The sequence below is a fragment of the Geothrix sp. PMB-07 genome (genome assembly GCF_030758935.1).
GTDB lineage: Bacteria > Acidobacteriota > Holophagae > Holophagales > Holophagaceae > Geothrix.
The window spans coordinates 2,163,624-2,179,408 of record NZ_CP132333.1; the positions used below are offsets into that span (position 1 = coordinate 2,163,624).

The following is a 15,785-nucleotide window of genomic DNA, read 5'->3' on the forward strand; positions in this document are numbered from 1 at the left end:
CTCCTAGCCCCCTAGCCAGAGACCGGCTGGCGCAGCAGGTGCTCGAAGGCGCCCAGGCTGGCCTTGGCCCCCTCGCCCATGGCGATGATGATCTGCTTGTAGGGCACCGTGGTGGCGTCCCCCGCGGCAAACACGCCGGGCCGCGAAGTCTGTCCCCGCGCATCCACCACCACCTCACCCCGGGGCGTCAGCTCCAGGGCGCCCTTCAGCCACTCGGTGTTGGGCTGCAGGCCGATCTGCACAAAGATGCCGTCTAAAGCAATCTGACGGATCTCCCCCGTACGCCGGTCCTCATAGGTCAGGCCGGTCACCTGGCGGCCATCCCCCAGTACCTCGGTGGTGCGGGCGCCCGTGAGGATGGCGGCGTGGGGCAGGCTCCGCAGGCGATCCTGCAGCACGCCATCGGCCCGCAGGGTGTCATCGAATTCCAGCAGCGTCACGTGGGCCGCCAGGCCCGCCAGGTCCAGGGCCGCCTCCACACCGGAGTTGCCGCCCCCCACCACCGCCACGCGCTTGCCCTTGAACAGAGGCCCATCGCAATGGGGGCAGTAGGCCACGCCCTTGGTGCGGTAGGCCGCCTCCCCGGGCACGTTCAGTTCCCGCCACCGGGCGCCTGGGGCCAGCACCAGGGTGCGGCTGCGCAGCACGGCGCCACTGGCCAGCCGCAGCCCCAGGCGGCCCTCGCCATCCTCGGGCAGCAGGGCCTCGGCCCGCTGCAGGGGCATGAGGTCCACGTCGTACTCCCGCACGTGGGCCTCCAGGGCCTGAGCCAGGCGCGGGCCTTCGGTGGCCTTCACGGAAATGAGGTTCTCGATGCCGAGGGTGTCCAGCACCTGGCCGCCCAGGCGCTCGGCCACGAGGCCCGTGCGCACGCCTTTCCGGGCCGCGTAGATGGCCGCGGCGCTGCCCGCGGGGCCCCCTCCCACCACCAGCACGTCGAAGGGGGCCTTGGCCGCCAAGGCCTCGGCTGCCGCCTGCCCCGCCGAGTCGTCGAGCTTGGCGAGGATCTCGTCGAGGCTAGCCCGGCCCTGGAGGAAAGGCTCCCCATCCAGGAACACGGCGGGCACGGCCAGGATGCCCCGGGCCTCGGCCTCAGCCTGGAAGCGGGCTCCATCCACCATGACGGTCTGGATGCCGGGATTCAGCACCGCCAGCACGTTGAGGGCCTGCACCACGTCGGGGCAGTTGTGGCAGCCCAGGGAGACGAACACCTCGAAGCGCCGCTCGCCCGGCAGCCCCTGGATGCGTTGGGCCAGCTCCGGCGCAAGGCGGGGCGGATGACCGCCGACCTGCAGCAGGGCCAGGGCCAGCGAGGTGAACTCGTGGCCCAGCGGCACGCCTGCAAACCCAATGCGGGCCGCCTCGCCGGGCCTGGCCACGGCAAAGGAGGGCCGCCGTTCCGCCGCCCCATCCCAGCGCACCGTCACCTGAGGGCTCAAGGCCGCGATTTCCGTGAGCAACGCCCGCAGCTCGGCGGAGGCGGCGCCGTCGTCCACGCTGGCCTGAAGCTCCACGGGAGACTTCAAGTGCTGGAAGGCGGACTGCAGTTGGGCACGGAGGTCGGGCGTGAGCATGGGTCACCAGGATGGAGCCGGGCGGCCACACGCCGCCCGGCGGGTTTCACAAACAGGTCAGGAACGCTTCAGATCTTCCCCACCAGATCGAGGCTGGGGGCCAGCGTGGCGGCGCCTTCCTGCCACTTGGCGGGGCACACCTCGCCCGGGTGGCTCGCCACGTACTGGGCCGCCTTCACCTTGCGCAGCAGCTCTTCCGCGTTGCGTCCCACGCCCCCGGCATTCACCTCGATGATCTGGATCTTGCCTTGGGGATCGATGACGAAGGTGCCGCGATCCGCCAGGCCCGCACCCTCGATGAGCACGCCGAAGTTGCGGGAGAGCACGTGGGCCGGATCGCCCACCAGGGGGAACTGGATCTTGCGGATTGTCTCGCTGGCATCGTGCCAGGCCTTGTGGGTGAAGTGGGTGTCCGTGGACACGCCGTAGATCTCCACGCCCAGCTGCTGGAACTCGGCGTAGTGGTCCGCGAGATCGCCCAGCTCCGTGGGGCACACGAAGGTGAAGTCGGCGGGGTAGAAGAAGACCACGGACCACTTGCCCTGCAGGTCCGCCTCCGTCAAAGGCACGAACTGGCCTCGGTGGTAGGCGGTGGCCGAGAAGGGCTTCACGTCGGTGGCGATGAGAGAGGTGGACATGGGGGCTCCGAAAGGCCGCATGCGGCGGCATTCCAGAAGAGCCAGCGTCGTGCCAATTCACCATTCACAGCAATGCCGGGCCTTACACGACAACAGCCGCGCTGAGCACGGCTGTTGTCTCGACATGTCGTGAGGCCGATTCGCGAATCGTCGAGAGCGGCCCAGGGTCTGCCTAACGCTTGGGGTAGGCCGGAATCGGCGGGAAGGTCGGCGTCGGGTTGTCCTTGAGCTGCTTCAAAAGGGTCTGGATTCCGACTTCCAGCTGCGGGTCGCGGCCCTGCATGAGGCTGGCGGGATCGTTTTCCACGGTGAGATCAGGTTCGGCGCCGTGGTTTTCCACCCACCACTGCCCTTCCTTGCCGTAGAAGGCGTTGTTGCTCTGCTCCACGCGGCCACCATCCAGGGTGAACTGCGTGTTGATGATGCCCACCAGGCCGCCCCAGCTGGGCTTGCCCACGATGGTACCCAGGTTGCGGGCCTTCACGTGGGCCAGGAAAGCCTCGCCGTCGCTGCCGTTCTGTTCGTTGGTGAGGAACACGTAGCGGCCATCGGAAGCCGTTCCGGGATAGCGGAAGGGCCCCATGCCGCGCAGCACATTGAAGCCGACCTGCTTGCGCTCCAGCTTGTCGATCATGAAGTACTCAGTCCAGCCGCCGCCGTTGCCGCGCACGTCGATGACGATGCCCTTCTTGTAGCGGAAGGCCCGCCAGTATTTGTCGAACTGGCCAATGTTCTGATCCGCCATGGCGGTGATGTGCATGTAGCCCAGCTGGCCGTTGGAGGCCTTGTCCACGGCGGCGATGTTGCCTGCGACCCAGTGTTCATAGCGCAGATCCCAATCGTTGGGCACCGGCTCCACCTCGATGGTGCGGGCGCCTTCCAACGTGGGCTTGCTGTTCACGGTGAGGGTCACCTTCTGGCCACGGATGACCTGCAGCCGGGACTGAATGGCTTCCGGGGCGCGCACAGGCTTGCCATCGATGGCCAGCAGGAATTCACCAGCCTTCACCCGAGGAGCGGGATCCGCCAGTGGGGCCTTCAGGCCCTGGGCGTAGGGTGTGGGCCCATAGACAGTGGTGAATTTGTAGACGCCATTCTCTGCGGTGAAATCAGCGCCCAGCAGGCCCGAGAAGACGGGGCTCGGCAGGGGCCGGGCGGGGCCGAGATCACCGCCGCTCACGTAGGTGTGGCTGGCGCTCAGCTCACCGACCATCTGACTCAGCAGGCCATTCAATTCCTGGCGGGAATTCAACTCCGGCACCAGGGCCCTGAACTTGGCGCCGATGGCGTTCCAGTCGCTGCCGTTCATGTTCACGTCGTAGAAGAAATCCCGGTACCAGCGCCAGGTGTCCTCGAAGATCTGCTTCCACTCTTCACGGGGCGCGGCGGTCATGACCATGCGTTCCAGATCCAGGCGCTCCGGCAGGGCCTTCGAGGCGAACACGGCAGCGGCCTCTCCCGTGTGGAAGTTCGGCCCCTTGCGAATGAGCACCCGCTTGCCCTCGGCATCGAAGGTCCAGTCGCTGATAGGCTCGGTGAGCACCGACTCCTTCTTCGAGTTGGGATCGTAGAGGTGCACCTTCCACTTGTCCGCACCCCGGGGCGAGTAGAGCTCCTCCACCACGCCGTCATCCCAGCCCTCCACCTCGTCCCAGCCCACCAGCCCCTTCCCGGCCTTGAGGTGGAACAGGTTGCCCGGCTTCACGGGCAGGGGCGCGATCCGGTCCGAGAGACCGGCCACATCGATGCGGAAGGCCCCCTTCTCGTCGCTGGCCTTCAGCTTCACCGACATCACCTGCACCGGGGCGGACTGGATGTGGTTGTCCTGACTGGGGTCGAGCTGCGTGTGGAAATGGTTGTAGCTGAGGAAATACAGGTTGTTCCCATCCTGGTCGAAGGCTGGGTTCACGCAGTCGTAGAAGCCGTCGGTCAAGGTGACCTTCTGCTTTGTGGCCAGGTTGAAGAGGTGGATGCGGCTGTTGCGGCTGGGCTCCACGAAGCTGTAGGCGACCCACTGCGAATCCGGTGACCAGACATAGTCACTCACTTCCCAGGTGAACTGGTCGTTCTTCAGTTCGTGGGATTCGTCGATCTTCGTGAGCTTCTTGGTGGCCACATCCACCACATACAGGGCGAAGCTCTTGTCGCCGAACAGGATCTTCGTGCCGTCCGGGCTCCACTCCAGGTGGTAGAACGCGGTCTTCAGGCCCGTGGGGATGCGCTCGGCGGTGCCATCCACCGCTTGCACGTAGAGGTCGTAGTCCCCGCTGGCATCGCTGAAATAGGCCACCCGCTTGCCATCGGGCGACAGGCGGGGCATGCGCTCGCGCACACCCGGCGTCTTGGTGAGGTTTTTGGCAGGCTTGGTGGCGTCGGTGGGTACCAGGAAGACTTCGCCGCGGGCCTCAAAAACAGCGTTGCCCGCCGTGAGGCTCATGGCCTGGATCCAGTCTTTGGGGTTGAGGGGACGCGGCGCCGCCTTCCAGCCATCGCTGCTGGTGGTCACCGGCACGGCATGAACCAGCTTGGTGGCGAGATCGAGGGCCTGCAGCTGCCCCGCCTGCACGAAGACCACGGTGCGGCCATCGGTGCTGGGCTGCTGGGCGTCGAAGGCCTTCAGATCAGTCAGCGGCTCCACGGCCTTGGTGGCAGGATCCACCGCGTAGAGGTTGGTGATGCCGCTGGTGCCGCGATCCGATTCAAAGATCACCTTGCCACCGGCCCAGATGGGGGCGCCATTGCGGCCCACGAAATCCGTGAGCTTCTCAAACGTCCCCGACTTCAGATCGGCCAGCCAGAGATCCTGGTGGTCACCGCCCTTGTAGCGCTTCCAGTAGTACTCGACCTTGCCCTTGGCGTTGTAAGCCAGGCGCTGCCCATCGGGCGAGAGGGTGCCCTGCACGCCACGGGGCACAGGCAGGACATTGGGCTGGTGGCCCTCCAGATCCACGGTGAAGAAGCGCTCCACGGGACGGCGGTCGAAGTCGGCAATGGTCTTGAACAGCACCTGCTTGCTGTCTGGCGTCCAGCCATGCACCGTGCCACCGCTCCAAGTGAGGCGCTTGGGCGTTCCACCCTCGGCTGGCATCACGTAGACCTGGAGGCCGCCGCCATCGTACTGGCCGCTGAAGGCGATCCACTTGCCGTCCGGACTGAAGCGGGCCGCCGTTTCCACGCCTGGATGCGTGGTGAGGCGCCGCGCAGCTCCGCCTTTCAGCGACCCGAGCCAGAGGTCATCCTCCCAGGTGAACACCACACGGTCGCCGTTCACATCTGGCGAACTGACGAAGCGAGGCGTGCGTTCCTGGGCCACCAGGGCGCAGGTCACGAGAAGCACGGCGGAAGCGCGGACGCTCTTCATCAAAGACTCCTGATTCAAGTGCCATCACTATACATCGTTTAACGAGGAATCAAGGGGAGGACTCCGTGCCGCTCCGCCTTGTGCATCCTGAGACGCAGTGCTAGTTTGACCATTCAGATCTCAAACCCATGAACCCTTTCCGCCTCCCCATCATTCCCATCGGCATCGCGATCATTACGTCGCGCGAGGGGGCATAGGCCGAATCCGATCCCGATTCAAGCCACCCCCCGCACCGCCAGGTCGGGGGGTTCTTCTTTGCATGGAGCCATGTCTTGAACTCAGAAGCCACCCAACCCTCCAAGGATCTGCTCGAGCGCATCCTCACCGCCCTGGTCTACGACGTGGCCATCGAATCCCCCCTGGAGGCCGCACCCAAGCTCTCCCGCCGCGTGGGCGCCCAGGTGTGGTTCAAGCGAGAGGATCTCCAGCCGGTCTTCTCCTTCAAACTGCGCGGCGCCTACAACCGGATCGCCCATCTGCAAGCCGCCGAGCGCAACCGCGGTGTCATCGCTGCCTCCGCTGGCAACCATGCCCAGGGCGTGGCCCTGGCCACGCAGAAACTGGGCTGCCAGGCCGTCATCGTCATGCCCATCACCACGCCGCTCATCAAGGTGGAAGCGGTGCGCACCCTGGGCGCCCAGGTGGTGCTTCACGGAGATTCCTTCGAGGAGGCCTATGCCCATTCCCAGGCCCTGGCCGCCACTGAAGGCAAGGTCTACATCCATCCCTATGATGATCTGGATGTCATTGCCGGACAGGGCACCATCGGTCTGGAACTGCTGCGCCAGATGCCCCGAAGCCTGAAGGCAGTCTTCGTCCCTGTGGGCGGGGGCGGCCTCATCGCAGGCATCGCTGCCTACCTCAAGCGCCTGCAGCCTGGGATTCGCATCATCGGCGTGGAGCCGGTGGATGCAGATGCCATGAGCCAATCCCTGGCCGCTGGCCACCGCGTGCGCCTTGAGCGCGTGGGCCTCTTCGCCGATGGTGTCGCCGTAAGCCAGGTGGGCGAGCAGACCTTCGAGCTGTGCCGGAAACATGTGGACGAGATCGTGCTGGTGAATACCGACGAGATCTGTGCGGCCATCAAGGATGTCTTTGAGGAGACCCGGTCCGTGCTGGAACCCGCCGGGGCCCTGGCGGTGGCGGGCCTCAAAGCCTGGGCCGCCCGCGAGGGTGTCACCGCCGCCTCGGGCAACCTCGTGGCCATCCTTTCGGGAGCCAACGCCAACTTCGACCGCCTGCGCTTCGTGGCCGAGCGGGCCGAGCTGGGCGAGCGGCGCGAGGCCATCCTCGCCGTCACCATCCCCGAACGGCCCGGCAGCTTCAGGGCCTTCTGCGAACTCATTGGCCAGCGTTCCATCACGGAGTTCAACTACCGCCTGGCTGATCCGGATCGGGCCCACATCTTCGTGGGCCTGCAGATGGCGAGCCGTGCCGAGGTCGAGCCCCTCCTCGCCCGCCTGCGGGAAGAAGGACTGGAGGCCCTGGATCTCAGCGACAACGAGATGGCCAAGCTCCATGTGCGCCATTTGGTGGGCGGCCGCGCTCCGCGGGTCACCAACGAGCGCATCTACCGCTTCGAGTTCCCGGAGCGCCCCGGCGCCCTGCTCCGCTTCCTGGACTGCATGAGCCGCGGCTGGAACATCTCCCTCTTCCACTACCGCAACCACGGAGCAGACTACGGCCGTGTGCTGGCGGGCATCCAGGTGCCGCCGGAGGACCAGGAAGCCTTCCAGGCTTTCCTCGATGCCCTCGGTTACCGCTTTGTGGATGAAGGCGCCAATCCGGCCTATGGCCTGTTCTTGGCCTAGATCGAAAAGGCCTGGGTGAGCTGCTGCAGTTGCGAAGCTGTGGCCGCGATGTCATCGATGGTCCGCTTGGTTTCCGCAAGGCTGGCGGACAACTGGGTCGTGGCCGAAGCATTCCGTTCAGCCAAGCCCGCCGTGGTTCCCACGGACTGACTCACCTCCTGGCTGGACTTCGCCTGCTCTCCGATGGCCAGGTTGATCGCCACGACCCCTTTGGAGCGTTCCGTGGCGTTCGCCTCGATGGCCTGCAGGCTGAGTTGAACCCTGGCCACGGTGTCGGCCCCGGCGCCCACCCGTTCGCTGCTTTCGGCGATCAGAGCGTGGATCTCGTTGGCGGCACCCGCACTGCGTTCCGCCAACTTGCGGATCTCCTCCGCCACCACGGCGAAGCCCTTGCCGGACTGACCCGCCTTGGCCGCTTCGATGGCGGCATTGAGGGAGAGCAGGTTGGTCTGCCGGGCGATTTCGGTGATGACCGACGTGATGCGGCCCACCTTTTCAGAGCTTTCCCGGATGGCCTCCATGGTGCGGGTGGTCTGCTCGGCGTTCTCCAGACCTGCCTTCGTCACCCGCTGCGATTCATCCGCCAATCCTCTTGCGATCTCCAGCCGCTGAGCGACTTCATGGGTCGAAGCCACCACCTGCTCCATGGCTGCGGCGGAGGTTTCCATGGCCTTGCGCTGCACGTCCGCGCCCTGACTCAGGTCGAGGGTGGTCGCATTGAGCTGCTCCGCCGTGGCCGTCAACTGGTGCGTGCCAGCGGCGGTCTGCTCTGAGATGTGTTTGATGGTCTGCATGCTCGCGGCCAGCCGGTCGAGCGCCACATCCAGATCAGAGGAGATCTGCCCGATCTCATCCTTGGCCGCCACCTGGGCCCGCACCCGCAGATCGCCCGCGGCCAAGGCGCGCATGGCGCGGCTGACCTTTCCGATCTCACCTTGGACATGGGTGAGGATCACCCGCAGGACCAACAGGCCCAGCCCGACGGACACCATGCCGAAAACCACAAGGGCCACCTGGATGCGGTCCCCGAAGGACGCAGTCTCAGCATTGATCCGCTCGGTGTGGGCGGCCAGATGCTTGAGCACGGTCTCCAGCGTTTCACGAGCCTTCCGGGCCTCGCCGACATTGGCCTCCATCAGCACAGGATCGCCGTCGGCCTTGCCGCTCTTGGCCTTCTCGAGGATCGCGGGGAACGCTTCCACATACTGTTTCTGGGCCAGCAGGGCCGCATCCACCAGCGGACGATCCTCGGCACTCCAGGCGAGGCCCCCCAGGCGCTGGAAATCTCTGGCCAGGAGCGCCTCGAACGCCTTCATCCGATCACCGCGCTTCTGGAGGTAGGCCTCATCGTGGGCCGCCGCGATCATGGAGACATGAATGGTGCGCAGCACGTTCGCATCGTTGATGAATTGGGTAAGCGCTTCAGACGTGCGGGTGACAGCCAGGGAATCCGCCTGGCCGGCCTGGATGCGCTCGATGCAGAAGGATCCCATGGCTGCCATGGAGATGATCAACACCGCAGGCAGCAGAATGATCAGGCCGAACTTCTTTCCCAGAGTGAGACTGTCCAACCATCGGTGCATGGCTTGCGTTCTCCTCCCGGGGACGCCGCCCGGTTGGTTGAAAATATCACTACCGCATAGTCGTCAAAGCATACAAGTTCTTACGGCTGTGTAAAACGACAGAGCAACAGTCATTCGTTTCCGCCGCCGTCACCTTCGGGAAACTCAGAACAGGCGACCCACCAAAGCGGCCAGTGCTGTTTCCGTCCGCAGAATGCGAGGGCCGAGGTCCAGGGGTTCTAGGCCCGCCTCAAGCAGACTGCGGACTTCGGGATCGATCCAGCCCCCTTCAGGACCGATGGCAAGGGTGACAGGAGTGGCCAGTGGCCTCGGCGCGGTTTCGCCGCTTCCCGGATGCGCCAGAAGACCGCAACCACTGTCCAGCAGTGCGGGCAAATCCGTTTCGACGAAAGGACGGAAGAGCCTCGCCAGATGCAGTTCTGGAAGCACCGTGTCTTTCGCCTGCTCCAGGCCCAGCAGCATCTGTTCGCGCAGGTTTTCCGGCTTCAGCTTCGGGCTGGCCCAGTAGGCCTTCTCCACCTTCCAGGCATTCAGCAGAACGAGACGGGCCGCTCCCAGACTGGTGGCCGCGGCCACCACGCGGTTCAGCACCTTGGGCCGTGGCAAAGCAATCACAAGGGTCAGGGGCAGTTTCGGCGGCGGGTCCTGGTCCAGCCGGAGATCCAGCTCCAAGGCTTCCTCATCGAGGCGCACCACCCTGCCCCGCCCCATGCGGCCACCCAACATGCCTACGGTGAGTTCGCCCCCCGCCTCGGCACGATGCACCTCTCGGACATGCCGCAACCGGCGTCCGCTCAGGCGGGCACGGTCGGTCGCGATGAAATCCTCGGGAAACAGCAGCACCAGGTTCATAGCAGCGGCTTCGCCAGGATCAGATCCCGATCCACCTGCTCGCCGATCTTGAACACATGTTCGCCCACCTCCTGGAAACCCCAGCGGCGATAGAACGCCAGGGCCCGGTGGTTGTTCTCCCAGACGCCCAGCCAGATTTCATCCGCGCCCCAGGCCGTGGCCATCTTCAAGGCCTCCCGCATCAAAAAGGGCGCCGCACCCCTGGCCGTGGCAGGCCTTCATTACGTAGATGCGCTGCAACTCCACGGGACGCTCCCCGGCCACCCCCGGTTCGCGGTAGCCCAACCGAAGCTGAAGGAAACCCGAGGGCTGGCCATCGACTTCCAGCACCCGACCCGGCCGGGAGGGATCCTCCAACTCCGCCCGCTGTTGTGGAACGCCATAGGTGCGGGTGAGAAAAGCATCCATGTCCTCGGGAGAACAAATGCGCTCGAAGGTCTCGCGGAAGGTGCGGGCGCCGAGATCGGCGAGGATCGCAGCATCTTCGGGAAGCGCGGGGCGAAGACAGATGGAGGTCATGATCCCTACTTCCGCTTGGCCGCGGGTCTGCCGGGCGCTTTCGCCTTTGATTTGGTGTTGGCCCGTGCGGCGACGGCGATGGCCTTGGCCATCCATTCCGCCAGTTGGTCCGGGTCCTCCAGCACCTCCTCGGGCAGCTGGTAGTACTGCATGGGCCTCTCGGGATCACCAAAGGGCAGGAAGGGTCCCATGCCCGCCGCCACGAAGTCGGAACGGTTGCTGTCGTCCACCTTGAAGTAGAGGGTCTCCTCCGCCACCAGGGCGAAGGCGCGGCCATCCGCGAAGAAGGTCAGACCGCCAAACATGGGTCGGGTGGTCACCGGGCGGATCTGCCCCAATTGTTCGAGGAGGTATGTGCGGAAGCTCACTGAGACGGTCATGGCGACCATGCTACCTTCCCAGAAGCCGGGCTGTCCCGGCGTCTTTTGACAGGATCCAGCCATGCGGATCAACACCCTCGATGAACTCCTCCGCGCCGTGAAAGACCGCCCCCGCAAGCGCCTGGTGGTGGCCTGGGCCAACGACGCCCACACCCTGGAAGCGGTGAATGCCGCGGTGGAAGCGGGACTGGTGGAAGCCATCTTGGTCGGCGATGAAGCCGCCATCCTGAAGGTCTTCGGAGAACTGGGCCTGGCCAAGGAGCGCTTCCGCATCGTGCACACCGCCACAGACACCGAAGCCGCCTCCAAGGCCGTGGGCATGGTGCGCTCCGGCGAGGCGGACCTGCTCATGAAGGGGCTCCTCAGCACCGACAAATACATGCGCGCCATCCTGAATAAGGAACAGGGCCTGCTGGATCCTGGCGCCATTCTCAGCCACGTGACCGTCATGGAGCACCCCGGCCATCCCAAGCTCATGATCGCCGGTGACGTGGCCGTGATCCCCGAACCGGAGTTCAAGGAGAAGCTCGCCATCCTCAACTACCTGGTGAAGACCGCCAAGGCCCTGGGCATCGAAACCCCCAAGGTGGCTGTGCTGGCGGCTTCCGAGCAGGTGCTGCCCAAGATGAGTTCCAGTTCCGATGCGGCCATGCTCTCGAAGATGGCGGACCGCGGCCAGATCAAGGGCGCCCTGGTGGACGGCCCTCTGGCCTTGGACGGCGCCATCGACCCCGAAGCCGCTCAGATCAAGGGATTGGTCGGCCCCGTGGCCGGCGATGCCGACTGCCTGCTCTTCCCCAACATCGAGGCTGGCAACGTGTTCTACAAGGCCGGCACCAAACTGGGCGGCGCCGAAATCGCCGCGGTAGTGGTCGGCGCGCGCGTGCCCTGCGTGCTCAGCAGCCGCGGCGACAGCGCGAAAACCAAGCTCAGCTCCATCGCCTTGGCGGCATTGCTGGCCTGAGCACCATGCCCCGCGTGGATCAGAAGGGCGCAGAGGAGAATGCCCTGCGCCCTTCGTGTTCTCTGCCACCACCTTGACGAGACGATATGGCTTAAAATGGCTCCTCTCGTCCGATGGTTTATTTGGCCGCCTACTTATCCCACCAGCAGATGTGTCGATTCGTGGTGAAGCATTCATTCACGTAACAAGTCTGGCAGCTGTAAGTCACTCTTCCACCGCCAGCAACCCCATCGGCTGCTTCAGACGTCAGGTCCTTCAGCGTTTCCTTCTTGAGGTTCAATTTCTTCTCGTTCTGCTTCACCATGGAAGCCTCCTCGGATGGATTTGGATTCCAGCGGAATCCAGGTTGGGGTTGATGGATGGATCCTACCCACCGACCAGACCGTGGCGACCCCACGCATTCAAACTCGACACAGCCACAGGGCGGAGCGACACATCGCCCTGGGCGAACGTCACTTCCACCCAGGCGAACCAAATGGTCGCCCTGCCCCTAGCCGACCCGCCAGCTGCATTGGGAGGGGATCGGGGTGTCTGCGGGATTGCTGGCCTCCGCGGCGGCGGCTCCCTCGTGGTATCCGTACTTCAAGTGTTCTGGATGCGCCATGAGGCTCCAATCCAGATCCGGATCCCGGTGCTCGAACCATTCGCCAACCTGATAGACACAGCTCGCGCAGGTGGCGAAGGTGGGGCCGGAAAGCTGCCGCACTTCATCCTTCAACGGGTGACACTGCACCAAGGGACAACCCAAAATCAGAAGCCAGCTGCCCAGACCTGAAGGGTCGCTCGTTTGGATGTATTCCATCACATGCCCCGTGGTCAGGTGATCCTAGCTTCATGAGCCTGGTCAGGGTCCGAAAGCAAGGATCTTACTGTTGCAGGGCCACTTCACGTTGAAGGTGGCACAGCGCATGGGCCGACCTGCACTCAGGTCCAGCTGAGTGACACGCTGTGTCGGTTGGATCAAATCAGGGCGAAGGTGGAGCCCTCTGTCCAAACCACAACCTCATGGGACGGGGAGACCATGAGGAAGGTTTTCCAGCCTCCTCGTGATCTCCCAGTCGTTGTGAGGGATCTCCCTCAAACCGTCGGCGGATAATCCTTCGCCACTTCGCGCCCTGCCAACACGCGCAGGGCACCCTTGGCCAGGGCGGCCATCTCGTTTTCGCCAGGGTAGACCTGCACGGGGCACCCCAGGGATACGGTATAACGCGTGAGGTCGGCCACCAGCTTCTTGGAGCGGGCCATGCCACCGGTCAGCAGAATGGCATCGATGGGTTCGCCCTCGAAGGCCGGCGCCAGAGCCGTGATGTTCTTGGCAATCTGGTAGACCATAGCTGAGTAGACCAGCGCCGCCTCGGCATCACCTTCATCCACGCGGCGTTCGACTTCGCGCATGTCGGCGGTGCCCAGCAGGTCGATGAGTCCGCCGCGTCCCTTGTTCAGGAGCTTCAGCTCGGCCTTGGTGTACTTGCCGGAGAAAAAGAGATCGATGAGCTGGCCCGGCGGCAGGCTGCCGGAGCGCTGGGGCGAGAAGGGCCCTTCCCCATCGAGGCCGTTGTTCACATCCAGGTAGTGGCCCTTGCGGTGGGCACCGACCGTGATGCCGCCGCCCATGTGAGCCACGATGACATTGATGCGCTCGTAGAAGGTTTCGCGCTCCTCGGCGAAGCGCCGGGCCGTGGCGATCTGGTTCAGGGCGTGACTCACCACGCGACGCGGCAGCTCCTTGATCCCCGTGATCTTCACCTTCTCTTCGACCTCGTCCACCACCACCGGATCGACGATGAACGCGGGTTTGGTGGTGCCTGCCACCAGCTCAGCGGCGATGAGGGCGCCCAGGTTGGACGCGTGCTCGCCGCGCTTGCCTTCGCGCAGATCCTTCAGCATGGCTTCACCCACATTCCATGTTCCGTGGGGGATGGGACGCAGCAGCCCGCCGCGGCCCGCCACCGCATCCAGATCCGCCAGGGACAGACCCTGGTCGGACAGGAAGCGCAGCACCGCATCCTTGCGGAAGCTGAATTGATCGGTGATGGGCTTGCCCTCAAAGCCTTTCAGGGCCTCGGAGGCATGCTGGATCTCTTCGGTGCAACGCTCCTCGTCTCCCTCGTACACGGAGGTCTTGGTGGACGTCGAGCCGGGGTTGAGCACCAGCACGCGGTGACGCCGGAAGAAGGTGTCCTTGGGTGTGCGGTTCCACTCGCCGTAGGCGTGCAGGCGCATGACGGAGGCCTTCACCGCGAGACGGATGTCCTCGGGCGTACAGTCCATGGCCAGATCCACCCCCTGGAACCGGAGGCCGAACATCACGGGGAACTTGCGGGCATCCGGGAAGCGGGTGCCATAGAGGTGGTAGAGCAGGTTGCCCATGTCGAGGTTGGGGCAGACGATGACATTGGGGCCGCCCTCCCAGGGCAGGCCGTCAGCTTCGTATAGCCCCGCGGAACGCCGCGAGAGCGCCACGCTGACCTTCACCTCGCTGCGAATGTGGATGGTCCCGTAGCGGGGAGAGTGGGCCACCCGCTCGGCCAGGATGGCCGGTACCAGATCCGCGGCCTGGCGCACCAGTTCAGGCGAGGGGCCTTCGTCGCTGCCCCGGTTGGAATAAGACACCATGGCACAGCGGATCTCGGGCAGGACGTCCTCGGGAATGAGGTCGCGGGCCACGGCGCAGGTACCCACGGCCACTTCCGCGAGGATGCGGGGCGACATGCTGGCGTTCACGCCCACATCGCCGAAAACCACGATGTTGTGAGGGTAGACATCCTGCGGGTGCTCATCGGGCAGTACGAAAATGCCCGCTTCACAAGTGACCTCGCGGTGGGCCAACAGATCCACCATGGGCCGGAAGAAGGCCTTGGGTTCGTGGATGGCGCCGCCCACCACCATGTCGGCATGGCCCAGCTTCACGGCCCAGATGCCGAAGTGGCCGGGCTCCGAAACCTGGGCGCGGGCTTCATCCAGGGTGATCGTCCTGCCCTGCGACAGGTTCCATTCCACACAGGCTGCGGTGAAGGCCTCCACCAGGTCCGGACGGGAGGACGGGTCCAGGAAGGCGCTTTCGGAAAGGGTGTAGGCGACGCGATCCTCGCCGAGGTGACTCAAGTCGCGGGCGGCCATGGCCCGCACGTTGGCTTCGGGCGCGAGGAAGACAGGCCGGATGAACCGGCCCAGAAAGCAGGCGGCTTCGAGGGTGCGGGCGTCCAGGGCCTCCGGGAACACCACTGTGGGGCGGTTCCGGGGCACGGCCAGGAGACGGCTGTCGAGGGAGGCTTCGATGTCAAACATGGGGCTCCAAGGCCATGAAGGGCCTTCGTGGGGCGAGTCTATCAGGGGTCTTGGAAGGGGTTTCCGCCCCGCGGCGAGATGTGATCTCAGCGGTCTGCGAGGGTCACGGATTCCACCCAGATGACCTCGCAGGAACCATCTCCGGTATCCGCCCGGGAGAGGCTGCTGACCCAGTGCCAGCCATCCGCCCCGTCGGCCCGAACCAGTTGGCCCCGCAGGGCGATGACCTGCCCCACCCGGATGGAGAGCAGCCGCCTTCGCACCGCGTCGGTGGCGGGGATCATGTGCATGTTCGCGCTGTGGGTGATCACATCGGATGCGCTGATGGGCAGGCGCTCGGCACTCCAGAAATACCAGCGGTCCCGCTGTTGGATGGTGAAGGCCTCGAGTACGCGCGAATCGGACATGGGCCCCCAGCCCAGGGCGAAATCCACCGGCGACAACTCCGAGGCCCGATCGAACCGGTATCGTTCCGCACTGAGCACCCGAGCACAGATCTCGAACCGGGCCAGGGGCGTGATTTGGTGACCTTTGAAGGTCCAGGGATTCCGAGTTTCAGGATCCGTCTGGATCGGCTCTTCGAGCGCCAGAACACCTGGCGCATGGGAGAGTGGTCGGCCCTGCCACCACCAGGCACCCAGGAGGAGGACCGTTCCAGCCATGAACAGCAGGCCCCATCGCTCGCGCATCCAATCCCAGAGATCATCCATCCGGGAAGCATAGCGGCCTCTTCGCAGGTGCTCATCGCCCTGCAGCCGAAAATGGGCTACCTGCGGTTCGCAGTTTTGGTATTCCATGTCCGCGGGCGGTTTGAG

Annotated in this window: 14 protein-coding genes and 1 pseudogene; 2 read left to right on the forward strand and 13 right to left on the reverse strand. The window is 64.9% G+C overall.

Going from position 1 to position 15,785, the window contains the following annotated elements; translation table 11 throughout:
- Positions 1 to 11: 11 nt before the first annotated feature.
- The 3 genes from ahpF to Q9293_RS09640 form a co-directional block, all read right to left on the reverse strand.
- Positions 12 to 1,574: an alkyl hydroperoxide reductase subunit F gene (gene ahpF / locus Q9293_RS09630; protein WP_306245844.1), complete on the reverse strand. Its 1,563-nt coding sequence runs from the start codon at positions 1,572 to 1,574 to the stop codon at positions 12 to 14.
- 68 nt (positions 1,575 to 1,642) lie between these two features.
- The gene (ahpC, locus tag Q9293_RS09635) at positions 1,643 to 2,212 is read right to left on the reverse strand and encodes an alkyl hydroperoxide reductase subunit C (RefSeq protein WP_306245846.1); all 570 of its coding nucleotides are present in this window, start codon (positions 2,210 to 2,212) and stop codon (positions 1,643 to 1,645) included.
- Positions 2,213 to 2,384: 172 nt separating this feature from the next.
- Positions 2,385 to 5,573: a S41 family peptidase gene (locus Q9293_RS09640; RefSeq protein ID WP_306245848.1), complete on the reverse strand. Its 3,189-nt coding sequence runs from the start codon at positions 5,571 to 5,573 to the stop codon at positions 2,385 to 2,387.
- Positions 5,574 to 5,845: 272 nt separating this feature from the next.
- Between Q9293_RS09640 and ilvA the strand changes: the two genes are divergently transcribed.
- Complete coding sequence (gene ilvA, locus Q9293_RS09645) at positions 5,846 to 7,384, forward strand: threonine ammonia-lyase, biosynthetic (RefSeq protein ID WP_306245850.1); 1,539 nt, start codon at positions 5,846 to 5,848, stop codon at positions 7,382 to 7,384.
- Here ilvA and Q9293_RS09650 read toward each other — a convergent pair.
- The 5 genes from Q9293_RS09650 to Q9293_RS09670 all read right to left on the reverse strand — a co-directional run bounded on the left by Q9293_RS09650 (position 7,381) and on the right by Q9293_RS09670 (position 10,727).
- Positions 7,381 to 8,967: a methyl-accepting chemotaxis protein gene (locus Q9293_RS09650; protein ID WP_306245852.1), complete on the reverse strand. Its 1,587-nt coding sequence runs from the start codon at positions 8,965 to 8,967 to the stop codon at positions 7,381 to 7,383. The two genes, ilvA and Q9293_RS09650, sit on opposite strands and share 4 nt — an antisense overlap.
- A gap of 144 nt (positions 8,968 to 9,111) precedes the next feature.
- Positions 9,112 to 9,819: a 16S rRNA (uracil(1498)-N(3))-methyltransferase gene (locus Q9293_RS09655; RefSeq protein WP_306245854.1), complete on the reverse strand. Its 708-nt coding sequence runs from the start codon at positions 9,817 to 9,819 to the stop codon at positions 9,112 to 9,114.
- Positions 9,816 to 9,983 (reverse strand): N-acetyltransferase, encoded by a 168-nt coding sequence (locus Q9293_RS09660; RefSeq protein WP_306245856.1) that lies wholly within the window; start codon positions 9,981 to 9,983, stop codon positions 9,816 to 9,818. The genes Q9293_RS09655 and Q9293_RS09660 overlap by 4 nt, the downstream gene beginning before the upstream one ends.
- Positions 9,958 to 10,338 (reverse strand): GNAT family N-acetyltransferase, encoded by a 381-nt coding sequence (locus Q9293_RS09665; protein ID WP_306245858.1) that lies wholly within the window; start codon positions 10,336 to 10,338, stop codon positions 9,958 to 9,960. Before Q9293_RS09665 ends, Q9293_RS09660 begins: the two co-directional genes overlap by 26 nt.
- A gap of 5 nt (positions 10,339 to 10,343) precedes the next feature.
- Entirely contained in the window at positions 10,344 to 10,727 is a 384-nt protein-coding gene (locus Q9293_RS09670; RefSeq protein ID WP_306245859.1) for a TfoX/Sxy family protein, read from the reverse strand.
- A 52-nt stretch (positions 10,728 to 10,779) separates the two neighbouring features.
- Here Q9293_RS09670 and Q9293_RS09675 point away from each other — a divergent pair, with 52 nt between their 5' ends.
- Positions 10,780 to 11,682 (forward strand): bifunctional enoyl-CoA hydratase/phosphate acetyltransferase, encoded by a 903-nt coding sequence (locus Q9293_RS09675; RefSeq protein WP_306245861.1) that lies wholly within the window; start codon positions 10,780 to 10,782, stop codon positions 11,680 to 11,682.
- Positions 11,683 to 11,812: 130 nt separating this feature from the next.
- On the opposite strand, the gene Q9293_RS09680 is transcribed toward Q9293_RS09675, so the two are convergent.
- The 5 genes and pseudogenes from Q9293_RS09680 to Q9293_RS09695 all read right to left on the reverse strand — a co-directional run bounded on the left by Q9293_RS09680 (position 11,813) and on the right by Q9293_RS09695 (position 15,659).
- Positions 11,813 to 11,986, reverse strand: coding sequence for a hypothetical protein (locus Q9293_RS09680; RefSeq protein ID WP_306245863.1), 174 nt, complete (start codon positions 11,984 to 11,986; stop codon positions 11,813 to 11,815).
- Positions 11,987 to 12,172: 186 nt separating this feature from the next.
- Positions 12,173 to 12,388, reverse strand: coding sequence for a hypothetical protein (locus Q9293_RS09685; RefSeq protein WP_306245864.1), 216 nt, complete (start codon positions 12,386 to 12,388; stop codon positions 12,173 to 12,175).
- Between the two features lie 371 nt (positions 12,389 to 12,759).
- Entirely contained in the window at positions 12,760 to 13,905 is a 1,146-nt protein-coding gene (gene buk, locus Q9293_RS18675; RefSeq protein ID WP_372342205.1) for a butyrate kinase, read from the reverse strand.
- Between the two features lie 84 nt (positions 13,906 to 13,989).
- Positions 13,990 to 14,970 (reverse strand): annotated as a pseudogene (locus Q9293_RS18680) (phosphate acyltransferase); the annotation flags it as partial.
- Between the two features lie 86 nt (positions 14,971 to 15,056).
- Positions 15,057 to 15,659 carry a hypothetical protein gene (locus Q9293_RS09695; protein ID WP_306245868.1) on the reverse strand — a complete coding sequence of 201 codons (603 nt, stop codon included), beginning with the start codon at positions 15,657 to 15,659 and terminating at the stop codon, positions 15,057 to 15,059.
- Between the last annotated feature and the right edge of the window lie 126 nt (positions 15,660 to 15,785).

Bases quoted from the DNA above. Each gene is read 5' to 3' on its own strand.
- ahpC (WP_306245846.1), bottom strand. From the start codon at position 2,212: ATGTCCACCTCTCTCATCGCCACCGACGTGAAGCCCTTCTCGGCCACC.
- Q9293_RS09695 (WP_306245868.1), bottom strand. From the start codon at position 15,659: ATGCGCGAGCGATGGGGCCTGCTGTTCATGGCTGGAACGGTCCTCCTC.
- Q9293_RS09675 (WP_306245861.1), top strand. From the start codon at position 10,780: ATGCGGATCAACACCCTCGATGAACTCCTCCGCGCCGTGAAAGACCGC.
- Q9293_RS09640 (WP_306245848.1), bottom strand. From the start codon at position 5,573: ATGAAGAGCGTCCGCGCTTCCGCCGTGCTTCTCGTGACCTGCGCCCTG.
- Q9293_RS09680 (WP_306245863.1), bottom strand. From the start codon at position 11,986: ATGGTGAAGCAGAACGAGAAGAAATTGAACCTCAAGAAGGAAACGCTG.
- Q9293_RS09650 (WP_306245852.1), bottom strand. From the start codon at position 8,967: ATGCACCGATGGTTGGACAGTCTCACTCTGGGAAAGAAGTTCGGCCTG.
- Q9293_RS09665 (WP_306245858.1), bottom strand. From the start codon at position 10,338: ATGACCTCCATCTGTCTTCGCCCCGCGCTTCCCGAAGATGCTGCGATC.
- Q9293_RS09660 (WP_306245856.1), bottom strand. From the start codon at position 9,983: ATGGCCACGGCCTGGGGCGCGGATGAAATCTGGCTGGGCGTCTGGGAG.
- ahpF (WP_306245844.1), bottom strand. From the start codon at position 1,574: ATGCTCACGCCCGACCTCCGTGCCCAACTGCAGTCCGCCTTCCAGCAC.
- Q9293_RS09670 (WP_306245859.1), bottom strand. From the start codon at position 10,727: ATGGTCGCCATGACCGTCTCAGTGAGCTTCCGCACATACCTCCTCGAA.
- buk (WP_372342205.1), bottom strand. From the start codon at position 13,905: ATGCGCCTGCACGCCTACGGCGAGTGGAACCGCACACCCAAGGACACC.
- Q9293_RS09655 (WP_306245854.1), bottom strand. From the start codon at position 9,819: ATGAACCTGGTGCTGCTGTTTCCCGAGGATTTCATCGCGACCGACCGT.